This window comes from Adhaeribacter aquaticus DSM 16391 (assembly GCF_000473365.1).
Lineage (GTDB): Bacteria > Bacteroidota > Bacteroidia > Cytophagales > Hymenobacteraceae > Adhaeribacter > Adhaeribacter aquaticus.
On record NZ_KI421517.1, the window covers coordinates 4,360,936 to 4,384,227 of the forward strand.

18 protein-coding genes are annotated in these 23,292 nt (G+C 37.4%); 8 read left to right on the plus strand and 10 right to left on the minus strand.

The window, feature by feature from the left end:
* Positions 1-16: 16 nt before the first annotated feature.
* On the minus strand, positions 17-247 hold the full coding sequence (locus ADHAQ_RS28565; protein ID WP_211240605.1) for a hypothetical protein: 231 nt from the start codon (positions 245-247) through the stop codon (positions 17-19).
* Here ADHAQ_RS28565 and ADHAQ_RS0121650 point away from each other — a divergent pair.
* Both ADHAQ_RS0121650 and ADHAQ_RS27445 read left to right on the plus strand, forming a co-directional pair.
* Positions 227-2,176, plus strand: coding sequence for a KUP/HAK/KT family potassium transporter (locus ADHAQ_RS0121650; protein ID WP_034256999.1), 1,950 nt, complete (start codon positions 227-229; stop codon positions 2,174-2,176). The genes ADHAQ_RS28565 and ADHAQ_RS0121650 overlap by 21 nt on opposite strands.
* Positions 2,177-2,326: 150 nt before the next feature.
* Positions 2,327-2,932: a C40 family peptidase gene (locus ADHAQ_RS27445; RefSeq protein WP_051360092.1), complete on the plus strand. Its 606-nt coding sequence runs from the start codon at positions 2,327-2,329 to the stop codon at positions 2,930-2,932.
* Between the two features lie 500 nt (positions 2,933-3,432).
* Here ADHAQ_RS27445 and ADHAQ_RS0121660 read toward each other — a convergent pair whose 3' ends face one another.
* Positions 3,433-3,789 carry a hypothetical protein gene (locus ADHAQ_RS0121660; RefSeq protein ID WP_026464710.1) on the minus strand — a complete coding sequence of 119 codons (357 nt, stop codon included), beginning with the start codon at positions 3,787-3,789 and terminating at the stop codon, positions 3,433-3,435.
* A 146-nt stretch (positions 3,790-3,935) separates the two neighbouring features.
* Here ADHAQ_RS0121660 and ADHAQ_RS0121665 point away from each other — a divergent pair, with 146 nt between their 5' ends.
* Positions 3,936-4,373 (plus strand): DUF2147 domain-containing protein, encoded by a 438-nt coding sequence (locus ADHAQ_RS0121665; protein WP_026464711.1) that lies wholly within the window; start codon positions 3,936-3,938, stop codon positions 4,371-4,373.
* A 38-nt stretch (positions 4,374-4,411) separates the two neighbouring features.
* On the opposite strand, the gene ADHAQ_RS0121670 is transcribed toward ADHAQ_RS0121665, so the two are convergent.
* Positions 4,412-4,900 (minus strand): hypothetical protein, encoded by a 489-nt coding sequence (locus tag ADHAQ_RS0121670; RefSeq protein ID WP_245590647.1) that lies wholly within the window; start codon positions 4,898-4,900, stop codon positions 4,412-4,414.
* 293 nt (positions 4,901-5,193) lie between these two features.
* On the minus strand, positions 5,194-5,832 hold the full coding sequence (locus ADHAQ_RS0121675) for a cytochrome c oxidase subunit 3 (protein ID WP_026464713.1): 639 nt from the start codon (positions 5,830-5,832) through the stop codon (positions 5,194-5,196).
* A 272-nt stretch (positions 5,833-6,104) separates the two neighbouring features.
* Here ADHAQ_RS0121675 and ligA point away from each other — a divergent pair, with 272 nt between their 5' ends.
* Both ligA and dapA read left to right on the plus strand, forming a co-directional pair.
* The gene (gene ligA, locus ADHAQ_RS0121685) at positions 6,105-8,156 is read left to right on the plus strand and encodes an NAD-dependent DNA ligase LigA (RefSeq protein WP_026464714.1); all 2,052 of its coding nucleotides are present in this window, start codon (positions 6,105-6,107) and stop codon (positions 8,154-8,156) included.
* 84 nt (positions 8,157-8,240) lie between these two features.
* On the plus strand, positions 8,241-9,104 hold the full coding sequence (gene dapA / locus ADHAQ_RS0121690) for a 4-hydroxy-tetrahydrodipicolinate synthase (RefSeq protein ID WP_026464715.1): 864 nt from the start codon (positions 8,241-8,243) through the stop codon (positions 9,102-9,104).
* A 513-nt stretch (positions 9,105-9,617) separates the two neighbouring features.
* Here the strand turns inward: dapA and ADHAQ_RS0121700 are convergent.
* Positions 9,618-10,355, minus strand: a complete 738-nt coding sequence (locus ADHAQ_RS0121700) for a (Fe-S)-binding protein (RefSeq protein ID WP_026464717.1) — start codon at positions 10,353-10,355, stop codon at positions 9,618-9,620.
* A 482-nt stretch (positions 10,356-10,837) separates the two neighbouring features.
* Here ADHAQ_RS0121700 and ADHAQ_RS0121710 point away from each other — a divergent pair, with 482 nt between their 5' ends.
* Positions 10,838-11,707: a Ppx/GppA phosphatase family protein gene (locus ADHAQ_RS0121710; RefSeq protein ID WP_026464718.1), complete on the plus strand. Its 870-nt coding sequence runs from the start codon at positions 10,838-10,840 to the stop codon at positions 11,705-11,707.
* Positions 11,708-11,710: 3 nt separating this feature from the next.
* On the opposite strand, the gene ppk1 is transcribed toward ADHAQ_RS0121710, so the two are convergent.
* The 4 genes from ppk1 to ADHAQ_RS26690 form a co-directional block, all read right to left on the minus strand.
* The gene (ppk1, locus tag ADHAQ_RS0121715) at positions 11,711-13,873 is read right to left on the minus strand and encodes a polyphosphate kinase 1 (RefSeq protein ID WP_026464719.1); all 2,163 of its coding nucleotides are present in this window, start codon (positions 13,871-13,873) and stop codon (positions 11,711-11,713) included.
* Positions 13,874-14,082: 209 nt separating this feature from the next.
* A complete protein-coding gene (gene gyrB, locus ADHAQ_RS0121720; protein WP_026464720.1) occupies positions 14,083-16,041 on the minus strand; it encodes a DNA topoisomerase (ATP-hydrolyzing) subunit B in 1,959 nt (652 codons plus the stop codon).
* A gap of 292 nt (positions 16,042-16,333) precedes the next feature.
* The gene (locus tag ADHAQ_RS0121730) at positions 16,334-17,359 is read right to left on the minus strand and encodes a UDP-glucose--hexose-1-phosphate uridylyltransferase (protein ID WP_026464721.1); all 1,026 of its coding nucleotides are present in this window, start codon (positions 17,357-17,359) and stop codon (positions 16,334-16,336) included.
* A gap of 118 nt (positions 17,360-17,477) precedes the next feature.
* Positions 17,478-18,524, minus strand: coding sequence for an aldose epimerase family protein (locus tag ADHAQ_RS26690; RefSeq protein ID WP_034257000.1), 1,047 nt, complete (start codon positions 18,522-18,524; stop codon positions 17,478-17,480).
* A gap of 789 nt (positions 18,525-19,313) precedes the next feature.
* Here ADHAQ_RS26690 and ADHAQ_RS0121740 point away from each other — a divergent pair.
* The gene (locus tag ADHAQ_RS0121740) at positions 19,314-20,591 is read left to right on the plus strand and encodes a S8 family serine peptidase (protein ID WP_026464722.1); all 1,278 of its coding nucleotides are present in this window, start codon (positions 19,314-19,316) and stop codon (positions 20,589-20,591) included.
* Positions 20,592-20,663: 72 nt separating this feature from the next.
* On the opposite strand, the gene recQ is transcribed toward ADHAQ_RS0121740, so the two are convergent.
* A complete protein-coding gene (gene recQ / locus ADHAQ_RS0121745) occupies positions 20,664-22,790 on the minus strand; it encodes a DNA helicase RecQ (RefSeq protein WP_034257001.1) in 2,127 nt (708 codons plus the stop codon).
* Positions 22,791-22,921: 131 nt separating this feature from the next.
* Here recQ and ADHAQ_RS0121750 point away from each other — a divergent pair, with 131 nt between their 5' ends.
* Positions 22,922-23,269 (plus strand): four-helix bundle copper-binding protein, encoded by a 348-nt coding sequence (locus tag ADHAQ_RS0121750; protein ID WP_026464724.1) that lies wholly within the window; start codon positions 22,922-22,924, stop codon positions 23,267-23,269.
* Positions 23,270-23,292 lie beyond the last annotated feature (23 nt).

A 23,292-nucleotide genomic window follows, 5' to 3' on the forward strand; every position in this document is an offset into this window, starting at 1 on the left:
AAACTATATATCTGTTTTATGCTTCTTTTTTTTGCCATAACATCTTCTTATTGTTAAAGAGGTTTTGTTCCGTTTTCACTAACGAAGCCTTAATTCTTGTTCTCTCTCCTTTCCACCCAATTTGTTTATCCTTTCCTGTTGTTTTTAACCCTGAATCCCGGTTTAAGGATTCTGAAACATGCAGGTATGCTTCTAATATTATAAATTTGAGTAAACTTTTACTTTGATGGCAAGTAATCATCATCATACACACCGGGTTTCTACGGCTGGTTTGCTAATTTCCCTTGGAATTATATACGGTGATATTGGAACTTCTCCACTTTACGTAATGAAAGCCATTATAAAAGAAGGAGGAAATATTATAAATACCGACCTGATCTACGGCGGTATCTCCTGTATTTTCTGGACCCTGACCCTGCAAACCACCTTAAAATATGTAATTCTTACCTTAAGGGCCGATAACAATGGGGAAGGAGGTATTTTTTCTTTATATACCCTTGTACGGCGTAAAGCTAAATGGCTTACCATTCCGGCCATTATTGGTGGTAGTGCTTTGCTGGCCGATGGTATTATAACACCTCCTATTTCGGTTTCATCAGCAGTAGAAGGACTTCGACTCATTAAACCGGATATTCCTACTGTTCCCATTGTTATAGCTATTCTAGCGGTTTTATTTCTACTTCAAAGTTTTGGTACGCAAATAGTAGGTAAAGCATTTGGCCCAATCATGTTTATTTGGTTTACCATGCTGGGCACCCTAGGTTTGCTCAACACCTTACACCATCCGGAAATATTTGCCGCCATCAATCCGTATTATGCTTTTCATTTATTGACGTCTTACCCGGGTGGTTTCTGGTTATTGGGAGCTGTCTTTTTATGTACTACTGGGGCTGAAGCTTTATATTCGGACCTAGGCCACTGTGGACGGGGTAATATTCGGATAAGCTGGATTTTTGTTAAAATTTGCCTCTTATTAAACTATTTCGGGCAAGGTGCCTGGCTAACCTTGCACCTGGGAACGGCTTTAGATGAAAATGACAACCCGTTTTATCTGATCATGCCCGAGTGGTTTTTAATTATAGGTATTACCATTGCCACCATTGCGGCTATTATTGCCAGCCAAGCATTAATAACCGGCTCTTTTACGCTTATCAGTGAGGCAATAAGACTAAATATGTGGCCTAAGGTTAGGCTAATTTATCCCACTAATGTAAAAGGCCAACTCTATGTCCCCAGCATGAACCGTTTACTTTGGCTTGGTTGTATTGCGGTTGTATTATATTTCCGGGAATCTTCAAACATGGAAGCAGCTTATGGTTTATCCATAACCATTACCATGTTGGCTACCACCATTTTATTGTGTTATTACCTCTACATGAAGAAGTTTCCAATAATCACCATTATATTATTTTTACTGGTGTATTTAAGTATAGAACTTTCCTTCCTGGTAGCAAACTTAATTAAATTCCCGCATGGGGGCTGGGTATCAGTGGCTATTGGTTTAACCCTTATAGGGGTAATGTATATTTGGTTACGAGCTTTCTATATCAAGCGCCGGTTAACTGAATATGTTAAATTAAACCAATACATAGAATTCCTGAAAGAATTAAGTGAGGATAACACGGTTCCCAAATATTCTACTCACTTAATTTTTATGACAAGTGCAGATCGCAAAAATGAGATTGAATCTAAAATAATTTATTCCATTTTTCAAAAGCGGCCCAAAAGAGCAGATATCTACTGGTTTTTGCACGTTGACATTACCGATGAACCTTATACCATGGAATATAAAGTGCATCATATTGCCGAGAATGATGTTATTAGGGTAGATTTTAGATTAGGTTTTAGGGTAGAACAACGCATTAATTTATTTTTTAGAAAAGTTATTGAGAACCTGGTAAAGAATAAAGAAGTAGATATAACCAGCCGCTATCAATCTTTAAATAAGGCTAATGTTATTGGTGATTTCCGATTTGTTGTACTGGAGAAATACTTATCCATGGAAAATGATTTACCTTTCATGGAAAAGCTTATAATGGAAGCCTATTTTTATATTAAAGATTTTACCAATTCTGAAGATAAGTGGTTTGGCCTGGACACCAGTTCTGTAAAAGTTGAGAAAGTACCACTTATTATAAAACCTGTAAGGGAAGTAGAACTTATCCGGATAAAGTAATTAATTTCGATTTAGATAAAATAATTAAAAGCTCTTTTGCATTAAGCAGAAGAGCTTTTTTCTTTTCAGAATAAAATTGGCACCAATATGGCAACATAAGAAATTATACGTAATAAGTATCTAGTATAAATACCTAACTAAGCTTACAAGATGAAACTAGCCTGGATTTTATTTGCCTTTACTATGTGCTCATTACTTGCATTTGCTATCTGGCAAAATAAAAATATAAAACATGAAAATATTGTATCAGATAAACCACAATCATACGAAGCAACCAGTGCAAATGGCGGAAGTGCCGCCTCCAAACAGAGCTTCTTAGGGAAAAAACCAAACGGCTCTGGTATTGCTAAAACGGAAATTTCAAAAGAATTTGTAGCCGACAGCATTATTGCCTTTGGCTTAAGCTTAAAAGGCACACCTTATTTAGCAGCGGGCATTACTCAAGAAGGCTTTGACTGCTCTGGTTTTGTATCTCATGTTTATGATAAACATGGTATAAAATTACCGCATTCTTCTGCCCTACTAGCGAAGGAAGGAGTTCCAGTAGATCTGAGCCAGGCACGTAAAGGAGATTTACTCATATTTACAGGTACTAATGAGGCAGACCGAACACCAGGTCATGTTGGTATTGTACTTACGCACCCCGGGGAGAAGCTAGAATTTATACATGCGTCTTCCGATGGAGGTGTAAAAATCAGCAAAGTGGATAGCACCGGCTATACAAAACGATTTTTACAAGTAAGAAGGGTGCTGTAAATAATTGCTAAAAGAAAAAGCCTGGTACCCCATCTGTTGATGAAGCTACCAGGCTCTATAAATCCTTTAAAATCCCGTCAAGCAATTAACCTGTTGTTCAAGTTAACTATCTTTCGATCTTAAAGAACAATTGTTGTGTCTCAAACCAGACGGAAGTCTGTGTTAAAACTGAACACCATTAGAAGGTTCAACATTGTTCAGGCTTGACAAAATTTGTTTGGGACTAGACATTTAGACCTCCTTTCTTTAAATCCGACATCTCTTTCTGGGTTTCACCAAGCATCTTATGGTTATTAGCCGAAAGCCGTAGCACTCGCTACTTATATAATACTAAACTAAAATTAATGAATTAAGATTCAAAATTAATTGCACTTTTTTTTATATATTTTTTTCAAGTCTTTGAAAGAAAAGAAATTAAGCACTTTTTTATTTAAAAATATATTATATAATAGTATTTAATATTGAAACACATTGAAAAACAACAAGCTACAGAGTTTTATTTAGCGCCTAATAAAACACCAAACCCATCCTAAAAGTATAACTCCTTCAGCAGCTGCATCTAATAAATAAACATCAGGTATCACATCATTGGTGGCGTAATAAATATCTGCCACCATTAAGGAAAAAGCTCCTCCAACACCAAGCGTATAAACGGAGGCAGAAAATTCTTTTTTTAAGGCCGCTACCAATAAACTTAAACCTATTATAGCTACTATTAAGCCAAAAGTTTTAACCAGCCAGATATCAGTTTTAGGGCCGGTTACTAGTAAAAAACTGGTAATGTGTAGTATAGGCCAGACTCCGGTAATAAAAAAGTAAATTCCTTGTAACCAAAGTAATTTCACTGGGGTTTTCATGTTATTAAATCTAAGCCAAAAATTTATTTTAACTTCTCTTTTACTACCAATAAAAAATACTGTTGTATGTTGTACGGTAGGTAATATAACTATTAAAATTATTTTGGTATATTTCGAAATAGGCCCCCTACCAAAACTCCTGTTATATGAAAAATCCATTCATCTTTATTTTACTACTAGCAGTAATTTTTTTATCCTCTTTTATTCAAAATAAAAAAGACATCCCCATAGGAACCTGGATGAACGAAGAAAAGGAAGCTAAATTTGAAATTTTTAAATCGGGTGATAAGCTACACGGCAGAATAACCTGGTTGAAAGAACCTTTGCGAAATGGCAAACCAAAAGTGGATGAAAACAACCCTCAGGAAAATTTAAGAAACCGTCCGCTTATTGGACTGGTATTTATGAAAGATTTTAAACCTGCTGGTAATAATAAATGGGAAGACGGTACTATTTATGATCCAAAAAATGGTAAAACCTACTCCTGCTTTATGAAGGTTATTAGTAATAACAAAATGGAGGTGAAAGGGTATATTGGAATTTCACTGATTGGACGGTCGCAAACATGGACCCGGGTTGAATAGAAATAAAAAAGGCTGGTTTAAAACCAGCCTTTTTTATTTTAGAAAATACTTTCAATTCTATAAGTTTTATCCCGAAAAGAAAATTCCTCCCCTTCCGTTTTATCAACCATTGCTTTAAATAAAGGTGACATAGCTGAGATTGCAAAGAACTTCTCCCCTTCTACAGTTATTTCACCTATGCTTACCGAAATAAAAAACTTCTGCAGGTTAGTAATAATAACACTACCTAACATAATATTTTTATTCTCTTTAGTTGCATTAATTCTTTTTAATATAGCCATTGTAGAGATAGACTCGTCCAGTTGCTTAGCAAACATATCCCGTTGTATCTGGCATGCTTCCCTAAACGATTCAAATTTATCTTCTATGGCTCCCTGGTGTTCATTGGCACTTTCCTGAGCTTCATCCATTGCGCTTTTAGCATTCTGTATCTGCGCATTCTGAATTTTTATACATTCAGTTAAAAGGCGCTGCTTTAAAGCCAGATTCTTTGTAGTTTCAGTCATAATAGGCGTATCGTACATCATTAGCAGGCGAATTTTTTAGTTCAAAAACCCTAGTATTCGAAAAAGAAATAATAATGTTGCTTTAAGCAAAGAAAAAATTATACCTAACCTATGGAGATAGGTTTGAACGCAATTATAGCAGATGCTGATTTATCTTATTATTAAATCAGAAATTTGAACAAGAAAAATTTTAGAACTAAAAGAAAATTCGAAACTTAGTCCTCTGTTCCAGTATCGGCACTACAGTTTAGCTGCCACTTATAAATAAATTTCTTCTGGTAACAACAAGGTTTAACAGCTGAACTTTAAGAAAATCACCCATTCATAGTAAATAAGAATACCAGGTATAAAAACAACCACAAACCACCCATAAAATGCCAGAATAAATTGAGCATTTTAATTTGCTGCAATACAAATGGGTTTCTGATATAAATCAGGGTCCGGATTGGATCAGCAGCCATATGCTGTGCCTTAAAATATAAAAAAGATAAAAACCCCAAACCAGCTAGTATATGCACAGCATGCAATGCCGATAACAAATAAATATAGGTACCTGTGGCCATACCGGCAAAACTCACGCCACTTCTGGATATTTCATTCCAGCCGCCTAATTGGGAGAAAACGAAACAAAATGTTAAAAGAATGGTGTAAAGGAAAAATCTTTTAAGCTTAGGTAAATTTTCTTTTTTATAGGCCGGCAACGTTTTTCTTAATGTAAAACTACTGACTAATAACAGTAAAGTGCTAATATTAAAATATTTAGGAAATTTATACTGAACGGCATTAGCATCCAAAGATCTGGTTTGTAAATAAGCTACTACTAATATCAGAAATAAAATAGCTATGCCCCCAATACTTAAATAAAGCATCATCATGAAAGGATGTACTTTTTCTATTTTAGAAAAAGCAGAATCTCGTGGGGTATTAATTTTATTTTTTTTGTCGAAATTCATTTATAATTCTCCTTCTGTCGTCGCACCCTTTTATATTATTAGCCAGCCTATTGTGCTATACTATAAAAATATTTAAGGGTTGTACTTTTGCTGTAAGTTGCTTTTTAATTATATCGTAAAGTAGAGTAAAAAAGTATTGCCTTAATTTAATAAATTATTCTGAAATTGCCAGATAATTTAACTTTAGCTTAATATCCCGGTTTAACAAACCAGAAAAAAGCCAGGAACTTCCCCGTTTTAGCCCTGTAAAAACAGTAAAATAGTAGCCATTCATGACCGAAGAACAAGCCGCGACTAGAATTAAAGATTTAACCAATCGTATTCACCATTTAAATCACCAATATTATCAAAACAGTACTTCTGAGGTATCAGATTATGAATTTGATATGCTGCTGGAAGAACTAACAAAATTAGAAGCTCAGTATCCAGACTATAGGCACCCCAATTCCCCCACGCAGCGGGTAGGCGGCAGTATTACCAAAAACTTTAAAACTGTTTTTCATAAGTATCCAATGCTTTCTCTGGGAAATACCTACTCAGAAGAAGACTTGCGGGAATTTGATAAACGGGTAATGAAAGTTTTGGAAGGTGATTTTGAATATGTTTGCGAGCAAAAGTTTGATGGGGTAGCTATTAGCTTAACTTACCAGAATGGGCAACTAACGCAAGGTGTAACCCGCGGCGATGGTACACGTGGCGATGATATAACAGAAAATGTACGAACTATAAAATCAATTCCTTTGCAATTACAGGGGCAGGATTATCCGGAAGAGTTTGAAGTCCGCGGCGAGGTTTTTATGCCCCTACCTGTTTTTGAACAATTAAATGCTGAACGCGAAGATATCGGCGAAGGATTATTAGCTAATCCAAGAAACGCGGCATCAGGCACTTTAAAATTACAAGACTCAGGCATGGTAGCCAAACGGAAGTTAAGTTGCTTTGCCTATGCTTTTTTAAGCAGCTCCTTACCTTTTGAAACGCATGCTGAAGCCTTAGCTGCCTTAAAATCCTGGGGTTTCCAGGTTTCTGATACCTACCAAAAATGTGCTTCTATTGATGAAGTATTGGCTTATATAAACCAATGGGAAACCAAACGCTTTGAATTACCTATTGCTACAGATGGTATTGTTGTAAAGGTTAATAATTTTCATCAGCAGGAAGAATTAGGTTATACCGCTAAAAGCCCACGGTGGGCCATTGCCTATAAATACAAAGCAATGAGTGCTTCTTCCCGCTTAAAAGCCATTCAATACCAGGTAGGCCGTACCGGGGCAGTTACCCCAGTAGCCTTATTAACCCCAGTTCAATTAGCCGGAACTACCGTAAAGCGGGCTTCCCTCCATAATGCCAATGAAATATTACGCCTCGATATACATGAAGGAGATGTAGTGTTTGTAGAAAAAGGGGGCGAAATTATTCCAAAGATAACGGGCGTAGATAAAGCACAGCGCATACCTGGCAGTCAACCAATAAAGTACCTGGAGAATTGCCCTGCCTGTGGCACTCCTTTGGTGCGTACAGAAGGCGAAGCGCATTTTTATTGCTCAAACGATAAAAGCTGCCCACCCCAGGTAAAAGGAAAACTGGAGCATTTTATTAGCCGGAAAGCCATGAATATAGAAAGCCTGGGAGAAGGAAAAATTGAGTTGCTTTATGATAAAGGTTTAGTTAGATCAGCGGCAGACTTTTATGATTTAACCTTTGATAAGCTTTTTGGCCTGGAAAAAGTGTTTGAAGATGAGTTGACTGGTAAATCCCGCAAGGTAAGTTTCCGGGAAAAAACAGTAGAAAATATATTGAATGCTATTCAGAAGTCAAAAGAAGCTCCATTTGATCGGGTTTTATTTGCGCTGGGAATTCGTTTTGTGGGTAGTACGGTAGCTACCAAACTAGCCCAGCATTTTCCAGATTTAACTGCCATGCGCCACGCTTCCTACCAAGACCTGATTGAAATACCGGAAATTGGTGACCGCATCGCGTTATCAATCATAAGTTATTTTCAGGATCCGGAACATATTCTTTTAGTTGAGCGTCTTCATCAGGCAGGTCTGCAACTAAAGAGCAACCAACAGAAAGCGGAAGCTTTAAGCACAAAATTAGCCGGATTAACTTTTGTTATTTCGGGTGTTTTTGAATTGTATAGCCGGGAAGAATTACAAGACATTATAACAGGAAACGGGGGCAAGATTGTCAGCTCTATTTCTAAAAAGCTTTCTTATTTAGTTGCCGGCGATAAAATGGGTCCGTCTAAACTGGAAAAAGCAAATGAATTGGGTATAAAAATTATTTCGGAACAAGAGTTATTAGCCATGATAAGCGGGTAATATCTTTTGAATTACGATTTAGAGTACCTATTTTTGACGTTCGGAATTTAGAAGATTACCTATTTCCGTTATTAACTATTAAAAATGAATAAACTAAGAGGTACGGGCGTTGCCCTGGTTACACCCTTTACAAAAGATTATCAAATAGATTATGAAGGGCTGGAAAAACTCCTTCATTTTACCCTAACTGAAGGGGTAGATTATTTAGTTATAAACGGCACAACAGCTGAATCTGCTTCAACAACCCAAGTTGAGAAAGAACAACTGCTGGCTTTTATAAAACAATATGTAAATGGTAAGGTACCTCTGGTATATGGTTTAGGTGGTAATAGTACAGCAAGTGTTCTGGAAAGCATAAAAGCTACCGATTTTACCGGCATAACAGCTTTATTATCTGTTTCTCCTTATTATAATAAGCCCTCACAACAGGGCATTTACCAGCATTATGTGCAAATAGCTGAGACAAGCCCGGTACCAGTAATTTTGTATAATGTGCCTGGCAGAACGGGCAGTAATATTAGCGCTGAAACCACCCTGCGCCTGGCTAAGCATAATAATATTATTGGTATCAAGGAAGCTTCTGGCAACCTGGAGCAATGTATGCAAATTGCCAAAAACAAACCAGCCGGTTTTATGCTAATTAGCGGCGACGACATGCTAACGCTTCCTATGCTTACTTTTGGGGCCGAAGGGGTGATATCAGTTCTTGCCAATGCATTCCCTGGTAAATTTTCTAAAATGGTTCGTTTAGGCATGGACGCTAATTTTACTGAGGCGAGTTCCATTCTGTTTGAACTGGTAGATATCAATCCACTTATGTACGAAGAGAGCAATCCAGTAGGTGTTAAAGCAATATTAGAGATGTTTGGAATTTGTAGTGCTTCTGTAAGATTACCATTAGTAGAGGCCTCCCCTTCATTAAGAGACAGAATACAGGATCACCTATAGTAATTATTCAACTGTGTTACCAATAGGATTATATTAAATATTTATTGTATTTTTAATATTAATTTTATTAATTTGAATTAACCACTAAACAAGGGGTTGATATAGTTCTGGATTAGAAAGGAATCTTGTTTATGGAGATAGATACTAACTCTGTAAAATTAATGAGAAATAATTCCTACGATGACCAATCTGACTATCAGCATAAGCTAAATAAGTTAATATATGCTAAAAACTTATTTTTTACGCTTGGTTTGATATTAACCGCAATAAGTTTAATAACATTTGGGTTTGCGAAAATAGCAGAAAGCAAGAATCAAATTATCAATTATGTATTGCTTTTTTGTGTAGCACTCAATGTTGCTACATTTTTAGCCATAGTACCTGTTCATAACAAAGTACGATGTTTGAAACAACGAAACTTGTTAAAATCGAAAAAGTAAAGAAAACCGTTATTGACAAATTAGAATATAGATTTTAAATACAAAAGGCTACCGAATTGGTAGCCTTTTGTATTTAAATGGCCTTAGCAAGGACATCAGCTAAATGCAACACTTTTAAGGGTTTATTATTTTTCTTAATATAGGCCTGCAAGTGCATCAAGCAACTGGTGTCTGTAGACACAATATATTCGGCACCTGAAGCCAGCGCATTTTCAACTTTTTGTTCAGCCATTGCCGCCGAAATAGATTCAAATTTAACGGCAAAAGTACCGCCAAACCCACAGCAGGTTTCTGAATCGTCCATCTCAATTAATTCAAGCCCGCTTATATTTTGCAGAAGCAACCGAGGCCCGGCTTTAATGCCACATTCCCGTAAAGCACTACAAGAGTCGTGATAAGTAATCTTTGCCGGTAAGGTAGCATCTGGTATTTTAGTTACCTGCAAAACATTAATCAGGAATTCACTAAATTCCATTACCTTTTTTTCTAGATTACGGTAGTTGGTAAACTCCGAAGAAGTAACAAAAATATCCGGATAGGCATTACGGACCATCCCTACGCAGGAGGCTGATGGACTGACTATATAATGCGTTTCTTCGTTTGAAAAATCCTTTAAAAATTTATGCGCTACCCTACTACTTTCTTCTATAAAGCCAGCATTAAAGGCAGGTTGCCCGCAACAAGATTGGTTAGGGTTATAACGTACCTCACAGCCCAGCTTCTCTAAAACCTTTACCATATTTAGGCCCGTTTCGGGGTAAAGCTGGTCTATAAAACAGGGAATAAAAATATCTACAATTGTTTTATTCATGGAATATTAAAATCAATTTAACCTTGCCGAAAGACAAGCAATAAGGCAGGTAACTTAGATACTCAAAGTTAAATTAAATTTCTAAACAAGCTTATCTAAATTTATGGGAAAGCCTTAAATCTGTTAAATAATTTGATTGGAAAGAAGATTTCAATACGCCTGATTAAGTATCAAAAAAATATCACCCTTCTAAAGATATTATAACTATTTCCTACAGTTGAAGTATCAGAATATAATGCCGGCAAACATTAAGTTTTTTATAATAATAGTATATTTATTTAAGCTTATCTGACTAGGCTGGGCTTTCATTAAATGAATTCAAAAGAAATAACCTTAATTGTAAAAATACAAGGTAATAACCTCTTTTACAATATATTATTTATAAACATTAAACGTTATTTAAAAAACAAACAACATTATTCCTGTTTTTTTTATTTGTGTTATATATTTGGTAAAAATTTAACAATTTAAAAATCTAAAGATTGAAGTTAGCAGCTATTGATATAGGGTCAAATGCAGTAAGATGTCAAATCTCTAATGTTCTGGTTTATAACGAAACAAATATTTTTAAAAGAGTTGAATACATTCGTTACCCCATGAAATTTGGGGATGACGTTTTTACCCGTGGATTTATCTCAGACGAAAAAAAAGAAAAATTCATTAAATTTCTTCATGCCTTAAAATTATTAATGGAGTTGCATGAAGTAAAAGATTACATGATTTGTGCCACCTCTGCTATGCGGCAGGCTACCAATGCCCCGGATATAATTCGGGAAGTATGTGAAAAGCTTCAAATGAAAATTAATGTTATTGATGGCGAAACAGAGGCTGATTTAATTAATAAAGTTATATATAATTTACTGGATGATAAAAATTACCTGCACATTGATGTTGGTGGAGGTAGTACAGAATTTAATGTTTATGTAAATCACCAGAAAGTAGCCTCCCGCTCATTTGAGATGGGTTCTATACGTTATCAGCAAAACGTTGATGATAACCAGATGTGGGCCGATATGAAGGCATGGGTAAAGGAAAATGCACGTAAAAACCACGTTACCCGCGCTATTGGTACGGGTGGTAACATTGGTAAAATTTATGAAATGGCCGGCAAAATGGCCGGTAAGCCTATCTTCAGAAAGCAAATTGAAGAAATTGTTGAGCAATTAGAAGTCATGTCAATGGAAGATAAATTGAGTGTACTGCTACTTAACCCTGATCGGGCCGATGTAATTGTTCCGGCATCAAGAATTTATTTGTCAGCCATGAAATGGGCGAAAATAGAAAGCATGCTGGTTCCTACCGTTGGTTTAAAAGACGGTATATTACATGCCTTATACGAAAAGTATAAATAATTTTTATTCTGGATTGGGTGCTACCTCTTTAATAGCCTCAACCCTTTCTTTAGAACAATACTCAAATAAATCAATAGGTTCTTCCGGCTCAACACGCAGCTTGTAAAACTCCCGGTGAATATTAAATGCCTTTTCATGCGCTTCCCGCTTTTTAATGTAAGCTCCATCTTCGCGCATGATATAGGTATTTTGATTGTCTTTTAGGTTGTAGCTTAAGATTTTGATCGCCTCCCGTTTTAGGTCCTCATTTACTATTAAAAACATGGCCTCAATCCGGCGGTCAAAGCTACGGACCATCATATCGGCACTACCCCCATATACTTTAGACTCACCGTTGTTATGGAAGTAAAATAACCGGCTATGTTCCAGAAATTCACCAACAATAGAGCTTACAGCAATATTTTCACTTAAGCCCTTACGCCCAGGACGTAAACAGCAGATTCCCCGCACGATTAACCGTACAGGAACCCCGGCTTTAGAAGCTTTATAAAACTCATCTATGATTTCTTTATCCTCTAAAGAATTCATTTTCATGACAATTCCACTGGCAAGACCTTTTTTAGCATTTTTGGCTTCTGCCCGAATCAGCTCAATAATCTGCTGACGCATGTCTTTAGGCGCCGTAATTAAATATTGGTAGTCGTTTGGCAATGAGTGTCCTGTAATTACATTAAAAAACTCTGACACATCATGGGCATAGGTCTCATCGGTAGTTAATAAACTTATATCGGTATAAAGCTTACTGGTTTGCTCGTTGTAGTTACCACTACCAATATGAATATACCGCGTTACTTTTTCTCCTTCTTTCCGGATAATCATAAGCATTTTGGTATGCGTTTTATATTTACTTATGCCGTAAATAACAAAGCACCCCGCTTTCTCCAGCTTCTCTCCTTCTTTTATATTTCGTTCCTCGTCAAATCGGGCTTTTACTTCAAACAACACTGAAACGTGCTTCCCGTTTTCAGCTGCTTTTAATAAAGCAGCCGTTACCCGCGACTGATCTGCCAACCGGTAAATGGTTTGTTTTATACCCAAAACATAAGGATCTTCAGCAGCTTGTTCTAATAACCGTACTACCGGCTCCATACTATTGTATGGGTGATGCAATAAAACATCCCGCTTTTTCAGGTAAGTGAATAGGTTATCCGTTTGCTCCAGCGGAAGGCTTAATGGTAAAACGGGTGAAGGTTGTTTAGTAAGCTTATCTTTAAAATTTGTGTGCCGGATAATTTGCCATAAACCTTTAAAATCAATTAAATTGATATTACTAACAGAAAATATATTCCCGTTATCTATGCTCCAGCGTTCTTTCAAAGTCTTGAGCATAAACTGGGAAGCATTTCGTTCAATTTCTACCCTTACAACCCTTCCTTTTTTCCGGGTCTTCAGTTTTAATTTTATTTCCTGGATAAAGTCCGCATCAATATCATCACTTTCCTCTAAGGTAAAATCTCCGTTGCGGGTAATCCGGAAAAGGTTAACCGAAACAACTTCTACATTCCGGAACAATTTCCCAATCTTCCACCGGATTATTTCTTCAATAGGAACAAATATTAGTTTGTCTTTTCTTTGAATTTCATAGAATCGGGCAAGATTTTGCGGTATCTGAATAAAGGTTAACCTGTTTTGTGCTTTTGCTTCATCTGTTTTAGTAACCACCCCAAATATTAATATCTGGTTCATAAGCAATGGGAACCCATGGTAGTTATCAAAAACCATTGGTGTAAGTAACGGGAATATGGTATTTTTAAAATAGTAACTAGCTTTCCGTTGTTCTATTTCCGTTAATTCGTCAATTTTACATATACCAAAACCCTGTTTCTCAAAGAGCGGAACCAACTCATTCTGATACGTTTGATAAGCATCATTAACAAATCTATGAGCAAACTCTAACAGCTTTTTCCGGAAAGGCATTTCCCGTAAACCTGAATAATCAACCCGCTCTTTATTGTAATCAATGTAGTTATATAAACTGCCTACCCGGATCATGAAAAATTCATCCAGGTTAGAGGCTGTAATAGCCAGGAACTTAAGCCGATCAAATAAACTCTTAGTTGGGTTTTTAACCTGATCCAATACCCTATAGTTAAATCGTAACCAACTTAGATCGCGGCTAATGTACTTACTCTTCTTAATCTGATCGGATATTTTATTCGGATGCATGCTTCTATACTTTCACTAAGCCCGGCAAAAGGGCGTTACGTTACTACTTTTGCTTTTACGTAAGATTCTAAAAACTACTTTAATTTCTGGTTAAATATCTTAATTTATCCAGCATGAAACCAAGTTAAATTTTCATTTTTTAAAATAAAAAAGCTTGCCGAAGCAAGCTTTTTTATTTTGTCTCTTAAAATATTTTCTCTGCTTTTATATTAGACGTCAATATTTGCATATTTAGCATTACGTTCAATAAAATCGCGGCGAGGAGCCACCTCATCCCCCATTAACATCGAGAACAAATGATCTGCTTCAGCCGCGGATTCAATGGTTACTTGTTTTAAACTGCGGGTTTCTGGGCGCATGGTAGTAGTCCAAAGCTGCTCTGGGTTCATTTCGCCTAAACCTTTATAGCGCTGTACTCCTACCGAATCTTCTTTGCCACCTTTCGCTAATTCTTTGATAGCTTCAGCACGTTCTTGTTCTGTCCAGCAGTACCGTTCTTCTTTTCCTTTTTTTACTAAATAAAGAGGAGGCAAAGCAATGTAAATATAACCTTTATCGATTAGCTCCCGCATGTACCGGAAGAAGAAGGTCAGGATTAAGGTACGGATGTGGCTACCATCGATGTCCGCATCGGTCATGATTATCACCCGATGATACCGTAATTTTTCCATGTTTAAAGCTTTATGGTCTTCAGCTGTTCCAAAGCTTACCCCTAAAGCCGTAATCATATTCTTAATTTCATCGTTCTCGTAAATGCGGTGTTCCTGAGCTTTCTCCACGTTCAGGATTTTACCTCTTAGAGGCAAAATTGCCTGAAACTTACGATCCCGACCCTGCTTCGCAGATCCACCAGCCGAGTCACCCTCTACTAAATAGATTTCGCATTTTGCTGGATCTGATTCAGAACAGTCTGCTAATTTACCAGGCAAACCAGTACCGGACAGTACGCTTTTGCGCTGTACCATTTCGCGGGCTTTGCGGGCTGCCTGTCGCGCCTGCGCCGCCAGAATTACTTTCTGGATAATAATTTTAGCTTCACGCGGGTTCTCCTCCAGAAAGTTAGTTAGCATTTCTCCTACGGCTACATCCACGGCGCCCATTACATCAGAGTTGCCTAACTTTGTTTTGGTTTGGCCTTCAAATTGAGGCTCCTGTACTTTTACCGATATAACAGCTGTAAGTCCTTCCCGGAAGTCATCGCCCTGAATTTCTACCTTAGCCTTTTCCAACATACCAGAACGGTCCGCATAACCTTTTAAAGTACGGGTTAAAGCTCTTCTGAAACCTGCTACGTGGGTACCACCTTCAATGGTATTAATGTTGTTTACATAAGAGAAAATATTCTCGGTATAGGAAGAATTATATTGCAGCGCAATTTCAATCGGAATACCGTTTTTCTCACTTTCCACATAGATGGGTTCCGGAATTAAGTTTTCACGGGTTTCTTCTATATAGGAAACAAATTCTTTTAAGCCACCTTCCGAGAAAAAGGATTCATTAAGTACACTCCCGTCGGCTTTTTTCTCACGCAGATCTGTTAAATTAATCCGGATACCCTTGTTTAAGAAAGAAAGCTCCCGTAAACGGCTGGCAACCGTATCATATTTATATTCCGTAAAGGTAAAAATTGAATCATCTGGTTTAAAGTGAACCGTAGTTCCATGACGTTCGGTTTCTCCTATTTCCCGTACCTCATACTGCGGAATACCAATTTTATAACCCTGCTCGTATGTTTTACCGTTGCGATGAACAGTTACGGTTAAATCAGTGGACAAGGCGTTTACGCAGGAAACCCCCACACCGTGCAATCCACCCGAAACCTTGTATGTATCTTTATCAAACTTACCACCAGCATGCAATACAGTCATTACAACTTCCAGGGCTGATCTTCCTTCTTTTTGGTGAAAATCAGTTGGAATGCCCCGACCATTATCAGAAACAGTGATAGAATTATCTTCGTGAATGAAAACATCTATGGTATCGCAGTAACCAGCTAATGCTTCGTCAATAGAGTTATCAACTACTTCCCAAACTAAGTGGTGCAAGCCTTTAACGCCAATGTCGCCAATGTACATGGCCGGACGTTTACGAACTGCTTCTAAACCTTCTAAAACCTGTATACTATCTGCTGAATAATTTGATGTTTTTTGCTCTTGTACTTCGTTCATGTATAGATATTAACCTCAGGTTATTTATATTATGTAAAGATACAAATTTTTTAAGGTTTTACCATGGATTTCGGCTTGTTTTATCGCATTTATATAATGTTTCTTTCAAAATATTGAAAATTTCAACAGAATCTTTAAAACCTATTTCTAAACCCAAATCAGCTGTTTTACCAGGTTTATACAAACACTTTTCCCCAGTAACTAATTGCCAAATAAGGAACTAAAGTGAGTAAGGCGGAGAGAGCAAATACAATTTGTTGCACCCATACAAAATTCCGTTTTCTGATCTAAATCAGCTTAAGCTCCTTAGGCGCTCTGCCGCCCATTCCGGAGTAATATCCCGCTGCGGATTACCTAACATCTCATAACCAACCATGAATTTCTTTACTGAAGCAGATCGTAAAAGCGGCGGGTAGAAATGCATGTGAAAATGCCATTCCGGATGCTCTTGTCCATCCGTTGGACTTTGATGTAAGCCGGCCGAATACGGGAATGATACATTAAATAATTTATCATAAATGGCTGTAAGCCCTTTAATCATCTGAGCAAAATCATCTTTTTCTACTTCCGTTAATTGCAGAATATTTTGGATATGCCGTTTGCTGATGATTATTGTTTCAAAAGGCCAGACAGCCCAAAAAGGTACCAGGGCCACGAAGGCTTCCGTTACTAATACAATCCGTTGCTTTTCCTGCAATTCCAGGTTCAGGTAATTTTCTAATAAACTTTTTCCATGTTGCTGGTAATAAGCAAACTGTTGGATAGTTTCTTTTGCGGGTTCTACCGGAACAGAACTTTGCGCCCAGATCTGGCCGTGCGGATGAGGGTTACTGCTTCCCATAACCGAGCCTTTGTTTTCAAAAATCTGCACGTAATTAATGTAGTCCAAACTACCTAATTCCTGAAATTCCCGCTGCCAAACGTCTATTACCCGTCTAATATCGTTGACCTCCATTTCCGGCAACGCCAAATCATGGCGCGGTGAAAAACAAATAACTTTACAGATACCCCTCTCGCTATGTACCTTTAACAAACCTTCTTTATCAGATGACCCCTCGGGCACCTCACTTTGCAGGGCTCCAAAATCGTTTTCAAAAACAAAGGTTTCCTGATAAGCAGGATTATGCTCCCCATTTGCCCGCTCATTGCCCGGACATAAATAACATTTTGGGTCGTATTGCGGACGAACCTCTTTCTGTACTTCTTCCTGCTGCCCCTGCCACGGACGTTTGGACCGATGCGGTGAAACCAGAATCCATTCTCCGGTTAAGGCATTATATCTTCTGTGCGGATGCTCAGCTAAATCAAATGAGTTCATCTAAAGAATAATTAGTTTAAAATAAAACGGAAGCAGATATTAGAGCGGTTACAAATAATCTTAAAACTTTCTGCTAAAGAATGTTTTCCCTGCTTAAACCTTACCAACCAAGTAGTTTTTATACGGGCAGATTGCGAACCGTAAACTTATAAATGGTTGTTTCCTGATATTCTTCTCCTGGCCGTAAAATTATAGAAGGAAAGGCAGGTTGATTAGGAGCATCCGGAAAATGTTGGGTCTCTAAACAAAATCCATAATGTTTCTGGTAAACCTTCCCGTATTTTCCGGTTAAACTACCGTCCAGGAAATTTCCGGAATAAAATTGGACGCCTGGCTGAGTAGTATAAACTTCCATTTCACGTCCTGTAACAGCATCGTACACCCGGCCGGCTACCGACATTTCCTGTCCATTTTTATTCAGAACATAATTATGATCGTACCCCCCTGCTACGTGTGCAATGCGACTACCTATAATTTTAGGAGAAGTAAAATCCATTTCGGTGCCAACAACCGGCCTTAATTCTCCCGTAGGCGTTAAATCTTCATCTACTACTGTATATTTATCAGCATTCAAATACAGTTCATGATTTAGAATAGATTCTTCTTCTCCCGCTGATAAATTAAAATAACTGTGATTAGTTAAGTTTACCGGAGTAGGCTTATCAGTAGTGGCATGGTAATCAATTTTGAGTTCGTTATCCTCTGTTAAAGTATAAATTACAGCACAGCTTAAATTGCCCGGATAGTTTTCTTCCCCATCCTTACTTAAATAAGTTAGCCTAACACTATTACTACCTGGCATGGCCTCGGCCTCCCATACAACCTTATCAAAACCTTTTAGGCCTCCATGCAAACTATTTGGGCCATTATTTACAGCTACCTGATACTCCTGGCCATCCAGCGTGAATTTTCCTTTGGCGATCCGATTACCTACTCTGCCAATAAGGGCGCCAAAATAAGGATGATCTTCTTCATATGCATCAAGGCTATCAAAGCCTAAAACAATGTCCCCCAATTTTCCTTGTAAGTCCGGAGTTAAAATTGTAGTAATTATACCTCCATAGTTAATAACGGATACCTGCAGACCATTTAGGTTTTGCAAAGTATATTTTGTTATTTCTAAGCCATTACTGGTTAAACCAAAAGGTTTTTCTAAAATCTCCATATAAGTACTTACTAAAGCTTCACATTTATAGTTTACATTTCTTCTAAAAATCAGGCGAAATTAACTAAGTTGGTAAAGTTTATTAATAGTTTCTGAGATTTATTTTACTCCCTTCTAGTTCAATAATTTTAATCCTTTCTAATAGAATAAAAGAAACCTTTGATTAAATCTTAAATAAAATTTATTTACTTTTTATAGATAACAAGTTCTGTTCTCTGTTAAGCAGGTTGAATATCCACCTTCGCATTAAAACCTACTCCAAGAAAATTACCTAAACCTATTGACTTATTACAACCTTATTTATAACTATACCAATATTATTAAATTATTAAATTTTTAACAATTAATTTTACTGATTCTAAATAAGGCAAACTTGAAATTTTTTAGGATTGATATTTGGAATTAAAAAAAAATACCTCCATTATAGCCAACACAATCAGATATATACTGATTTGAGACCAAATGGTTATATTATATTTTGCATTATTTTAATTAATTTTATAATTTAAAAATGTTTAATAAAAAGAAACAACAGCTTAAACATTGAATATTTTTTAATTATAATTAATTTTCTACCTATTATTTAGTAAATTTATAATTACAATAACTTAAATAATATTTAAAATCATTATATTTATATAACCTTTTCAATACAAGGAGCATTTTTAAGCAAATAAATATTTCCCCGGCTGAACTATTATATCTTGAAAATGTTAGTGGAAAAGCAAACAAAAGGAAAACAGGTAAAACGCAGTAATGGTTAAATTTTTACATCACCAATTAAATTCTATGAAAGCAGCTAAATTTAAAAAAGCAGTTTCTTACTTTGCACTTGCTTCCGCTTTTACAATGGCAAGTTGCCAAAAAGAGGATCTTTTAGAAGAAAAAGCAACAGCACCAGTTGTTAAAGAAAACATTCAGGCCGCTGATAATAAAATTGAAGGGCAGTACATTGTAGTTTTCAAAAGCGGAAGTGAAAGTACTTCTGAAATTATTAATGATTTAGTTGCTTCTCATGCTGTTGAAAGTAAAGGGATAAAAGGCAGACTGGATGGAAGAATTCAAGGTTTCTTTGGCTCCTTATCTAAAGAACAGGTACAACTATTACTGAAAAATCCGGATGTTGCCACTATTGAACAAGATCAGTTGATTATCTTGGGCAAACCAACCAAGAGCACCACAACTACCACTTCCCCAACAACAACCACTACCTCCCCTACTACTACTACTACTACTACTACTACTACTACTACTACTACTACTACTACTAGCTCCCCTACTTATACCAGCCTTTCCGTGGCAAGCGGTGAGACTATTCCGGCTGGTGTGGCTATGGTAGGTTACGGAGATGGTGCAGGCAAAACAGCTTGGGTTATAGATAGTGGTGTGGATTTAAACCATTCTGATCTAAATGTTGATGCCAGCCGCAGTGTATCCTTTGTTACTGGAGTTACCTCTGTACAGGATGGTTTTGGCCATGGCACCATGGTAGCTGGTGTTATCGGTGCTAAAAACAATGGCTCTGGTATTATTGGGGTAGCCGCTAATGCAACCATTGTAGCACTGCGGGTATTAGATGATAATGGTGCGGGTAGCTTATCTAACCTTATTAAAGCTGTAAACCACGTAACCAATACGGGCAAAGCCGGTGATGTAGTCAATATCAGTATCAGCGCGGGCGCTTCTTCTACTTTGGATACTGCTATTAAAAACTGTGCTGCTAAGGGTATATTCATATCCATTGCTGCTGGTAACAGTGCTGTAGATTGCAGCAACAATTCTCCACAGCGGGTAAATGCTACTAATGTTTATACCGTTTCTGGTATGGACTACAATAAATATTTCTGGAACAAATCGAACTTTGGTGCACCCGTGGATCGCAGTGCACCAGCTGTAAATATTACAACAACTACTAAAGGTGGTGGTTATACTTCTTATGGCAATGGTACTTCATTCGCTGCTCCGCACGTAGCTGGTTTACTTCTTTTAAAAGGAAACGCAATGGGCACTGATGGCACCGTAATCGGTGATAAGGATAACACGCCTGATCCAGTGGCTAAACTGTAATTAGAAACATTATATTAAAAACAAAGAAGGCCACTTATTAAGTGGCCTTCTTTGTTTTTAATATAATGTAAGTTAACTGTTCCTTCTTTTAAATATGGAAATGGCTAATCTTATTTTTTGATAATCCACCTGCTCACCTAACGCTTCATAAATATCCTTCAGTTTTGCATCTGCGCCCCATTTGGCAATAACGGGTTCTATAGCCAGATACTCTTTCTTACTTATGTAACGACTAATATCGATATCGTATCCCTGTTCGTATAGAGTGGCCATATGCGAATAAACCGTAACTAAATTTAATTTTCGCTCAGTAGCTATGGCCTCTAACGATAAGCCTCGTTTATAAGCTTCATAAGTTATTAAATGGGTTGCTCCTTTTACTTTATTGCCTTGCTCCTGCTGGCTGGTAACAAACTGAATTATTTCATTAATAAACTCATGTCCGTAGTTTTCATATTTCACCATACCAACACCAGTAATGGCTAACATGGCTACGCGATTAGTAGGTTTCTCCTGAGCCATTTCCTGTAGGGTACTATCCGAAAAAATGACATAAGGTGGCACCTGGTTGGCATCTGCTAACTTTTTTCTTAAACTGCGTAGCTTTTCAAATAACTCGTCCTGAATAATTTCTTTTTTAGTTCGTTTATCTTCTTTCGCCTCTTCTTTTTCGGCATAAGGTTCAAATTTAACTAAATCAACTTTTGCGGCATTAAACAAAACAGCTTTACCTCGCTCCGTTAGTTTAAGAGCATACCCTTCGTCGTAGGCTATTTCCAATAAGCCGCTGTTCAGGAACTGATGTAAATAACTCAGCCAATCTAAATAAGGTACATCCCGGCCAGCACCATAGGTTTTAATGGTATGGTAGCCTTTTTGCATTATTACCTGGCTTCTGGAACCCCGTAACACATCTATTACTGTACCCAAACTGGCTTTTTCCTGCATTCGCGCCACTGCCGATAAGGCTTTTTGAGCTAATAATGTACCATCAAAAGTGGCAGGCGGATTTCTGCAGATATCGCAATTACCACAATCTTTAACCAGTGTCTCCCCAAAATACTGTAATAGTATCCGCCGGCGACACATAGTAGCCTCTGCAAATTGCTGCATCCGTTCCAACTTGGTCAGCTGCAAATCTACCTGTTCTTTTACTCCTTCGCCCAGCATATTACGCAGCAACATTACATCGGAGTAACTATAAAATAATAAAGCATTGGCTTTTGCTCCGTCCCGACCAGCGCGTCCTATTTCCTGGTAATAACCCTCAATATTTTTAGGAAGATTATAATGGATTACCCAACGTACGTTTGATTTATCAATCCCCATACCAAAAGCAATGGTAGCACAAATTATCTGAATGTTATCCTTCAGAAAATTTTCCTGTGCCTTAGAGCGCGCATTTACTGATAAACCAGCATGGTAGCAGGCGGCTTTGTACCCTTCATTTACCAGTTTCTGGGTTAGCTGTTCGGCCATATTCCGGCTTAAGCAATAAATTATACCAGGCTGATTCTTATGGGTATTTAAAAAATCATATATAACATTTAATCGCTTTTTAGCTGGCCGTACGGCTAGGCTCAGATTAGGCCGATCAAAGGAAGAAACAAAAACCTCCGGATTTGCCAAGCCAAGCTGTTTTGTTATATCCTGTCGGGTTAACCGATCTGCGGTGGCAGTTAAGGCAATAATTGGAACATTTGGGAATTGTTCTTTTATGTATTTGAGTTGGGTATATTCCGGACGAAAATCATGTCCCCAGGCCGAAATACAATGTGCTTCATCAATGGCAAATAGATTTACGGTCAGCCGTTTTAAAAAGGAAAAGAAGCCTGCCGATAAAAGCTTTTCCGGCGAAACGTATAATAATTTTATATTACCTGCTAAACAGTCGTTTTCCAGTTTGTATTGCGCTTCTGCTGATTGGGTACTATTTAAAAACCCCGCCGATACCCCATTTGCATGCAGGGCTTCCACCTGATCTTTCATCAAGGCTATGAGCGGCGACACTACTATGCATATACCAGGCAAGGTTAAAGCCGGTACCTGAAAGCACACCGATTTTCCGCCACCGGTAGGCATTAACGCTAAACAATCATTGCCCGCTAATACTGTCTCTACAATTTCCTGCTGCATGGGTCTGAAAGACTCAAACCCGAAATATTGTTTTAAAATTAAATGAGGATTTCCCTGCTTCATTATAGTCCAACCTGAAACACAAAGATACTTAAATGTCTGGGCAAACTAAACCTCAAATATTAATACCCGTTGTTATAAACTATTAAATGACTGTGACCTAGTTCTTTTAACCCTAAACCTACTTTAAAACTATGAAATCAGAAAAAACTAATAACCTGGAACACATTCTGATCAAATGTATCACAGCCTGCGAAACCTGTGCTACCTTATGCCTGCAGGAAGACCATGTAAAAATGATGGTGAAGTGTATACAACTTGACAGGGATTGTGCTGATATATGTGCCCTTACTTCCAGGTTTGTGGCCCGGAATTCGCCCCATGCCCAACACGTTATGCGGGAATGCATAGAGATTTGCCAGGCTTGCCATGATGAATGTGCTAAACATGAACATGACCATTGCCAAAAATGCGCCGAGGCCTGTCAGGAATGTGTAGATGCCTGCAAAGATTGGTTAGCCAGCAAAACAACAACTATGTAAGATAGAAAAAGAAAAAGCCCGAT

What these genes read in the sequence shown, in the direction of transcription:
- ADHAQ_RS26690 (WP_034257000.1), bottom strand. Translation starts at nt 18,524, where the DNA reads ATGGAGATTTTAGAAAAACCTTTTGGTTTAACCAGTAATGGCTTAGAA.
- ADHAQ_RS0121670 (WP_245590647.1), bottom strand. Translation starts at nt 4,900, where the DNA reads ATGATGTACGATACGCCTATTATGACTGAAACTACAAAGAATCTGGCT.
- ADHAQ_RS0121665 (WP_026464711.1), top strand. Translation starts at nt 3,936, where the DNA reads ATGAAAAATCCATTCATCTTTATTTTACTACTAGCAGTAATTTTTTTA.
- ADHAQ_RS0121700 (WP_026464717.1), bottom strand. Translation starts at nt 10,355, where the DNA reads ATGAATAAAACAATTGTAGATATTTTTATTCCCTGTTTTATAGACCAG.
- ligA (WP_026464714.1), top strand. Translation starts at nt 6,105, where the DNA reads ATGACCGAAGAACAAGCCGCGACTAGAATTAAAGATTTAACCAATCGT.
- ADHAQ_RS0121740 (WP_026464722.1), top strand. Translation starts at nt 19,314, where the DNA reads ATGAAAGCAGCTAAATTTAAAAAAGCAGTTTCTTACTTTGCACTTGCT.
- recQ (WP_034257001.1), bottom strand. Translation starts at nt 22,790, where the DNA reads ATGAAGCAGGGAAATCCTCATTTAATTTTAAAACAATATTTCGGGTTT.
- ADHAQ_RS0121660 (WP_026464710.1), bottom strand. Translation starts at nt 3,789, where the DNA reads ATGAAAACCCCAGTGAAATTACTTTGGTTACAAGGAATTTACTTTTTT.
- dapA (WP_026464715.1), top strand. Translation starts at nt 8,241, where the DNA reads ATGAATAAACTAAGAGGTACGGGCGTTGCCCTGGTTACACCCTTTACA.
- gyrB (WP_026464720.1), bottom strand. Translation starts at nt 16,041, where the DNA reads ATGAACGAAGTACAAGAGCAAAAAACATCAAATTATTCAGCAGATAGT.
- ADHAQ_RS0121730 (WP_026464721.1), bottom strand. Translation starts at nt 17,359, where the DNA reads ATGAACTCATTTGATTTAGCTGAGCATCCGCACAGAAGATATAATGCC.
- ADHAQ_RS0121675 (WP_026464713.1), bottom strand. Translation starts at nt 5,832, where the DNA reads ATGAATTTCGACAAAAAAAATAAAATTAATACCCCACGAGATTCTGCT.
- ADHAQ_RS0121750 (WP_026464724.1), top strand. Translation starts at nt 22,922, where the DNA reads ATGAAATCAGAAAAAACTAATAACCTGGAACACATTCTGATCAAATGT.
- ADHAQ_RS0121650 (WP_034256999.1), top strand. Translation starts at nt 227, where the DNA reads ATGGCAAGTAATCATCATCATACACACCGGGTTTCTACGGCTGGTTTG.
- ppk1 (WP_026464719.1), bottom strand. Translation starts at nt 13,873, where the DNA reads ATGCATCCGAATAAAATATCCGATCAGATTAAGAAGAGTAAGTACATT.
- ADHAQ_RS28565 (WP_211240605.1), bottom strand. Translation starts at nt 247, where the DNA reads ATGATGATGATTACTTGCCATCAAAGTAAAAGTTTACTCAAATTTATA.
- ADHAQ_RS27445 (WP_051360092.1), top strand. Translation starts at nt 2,327, where the DNA reads ATGAAACTAGCCTGGATTTTATTTGCCTTTACTATGTGCTCATTACTT.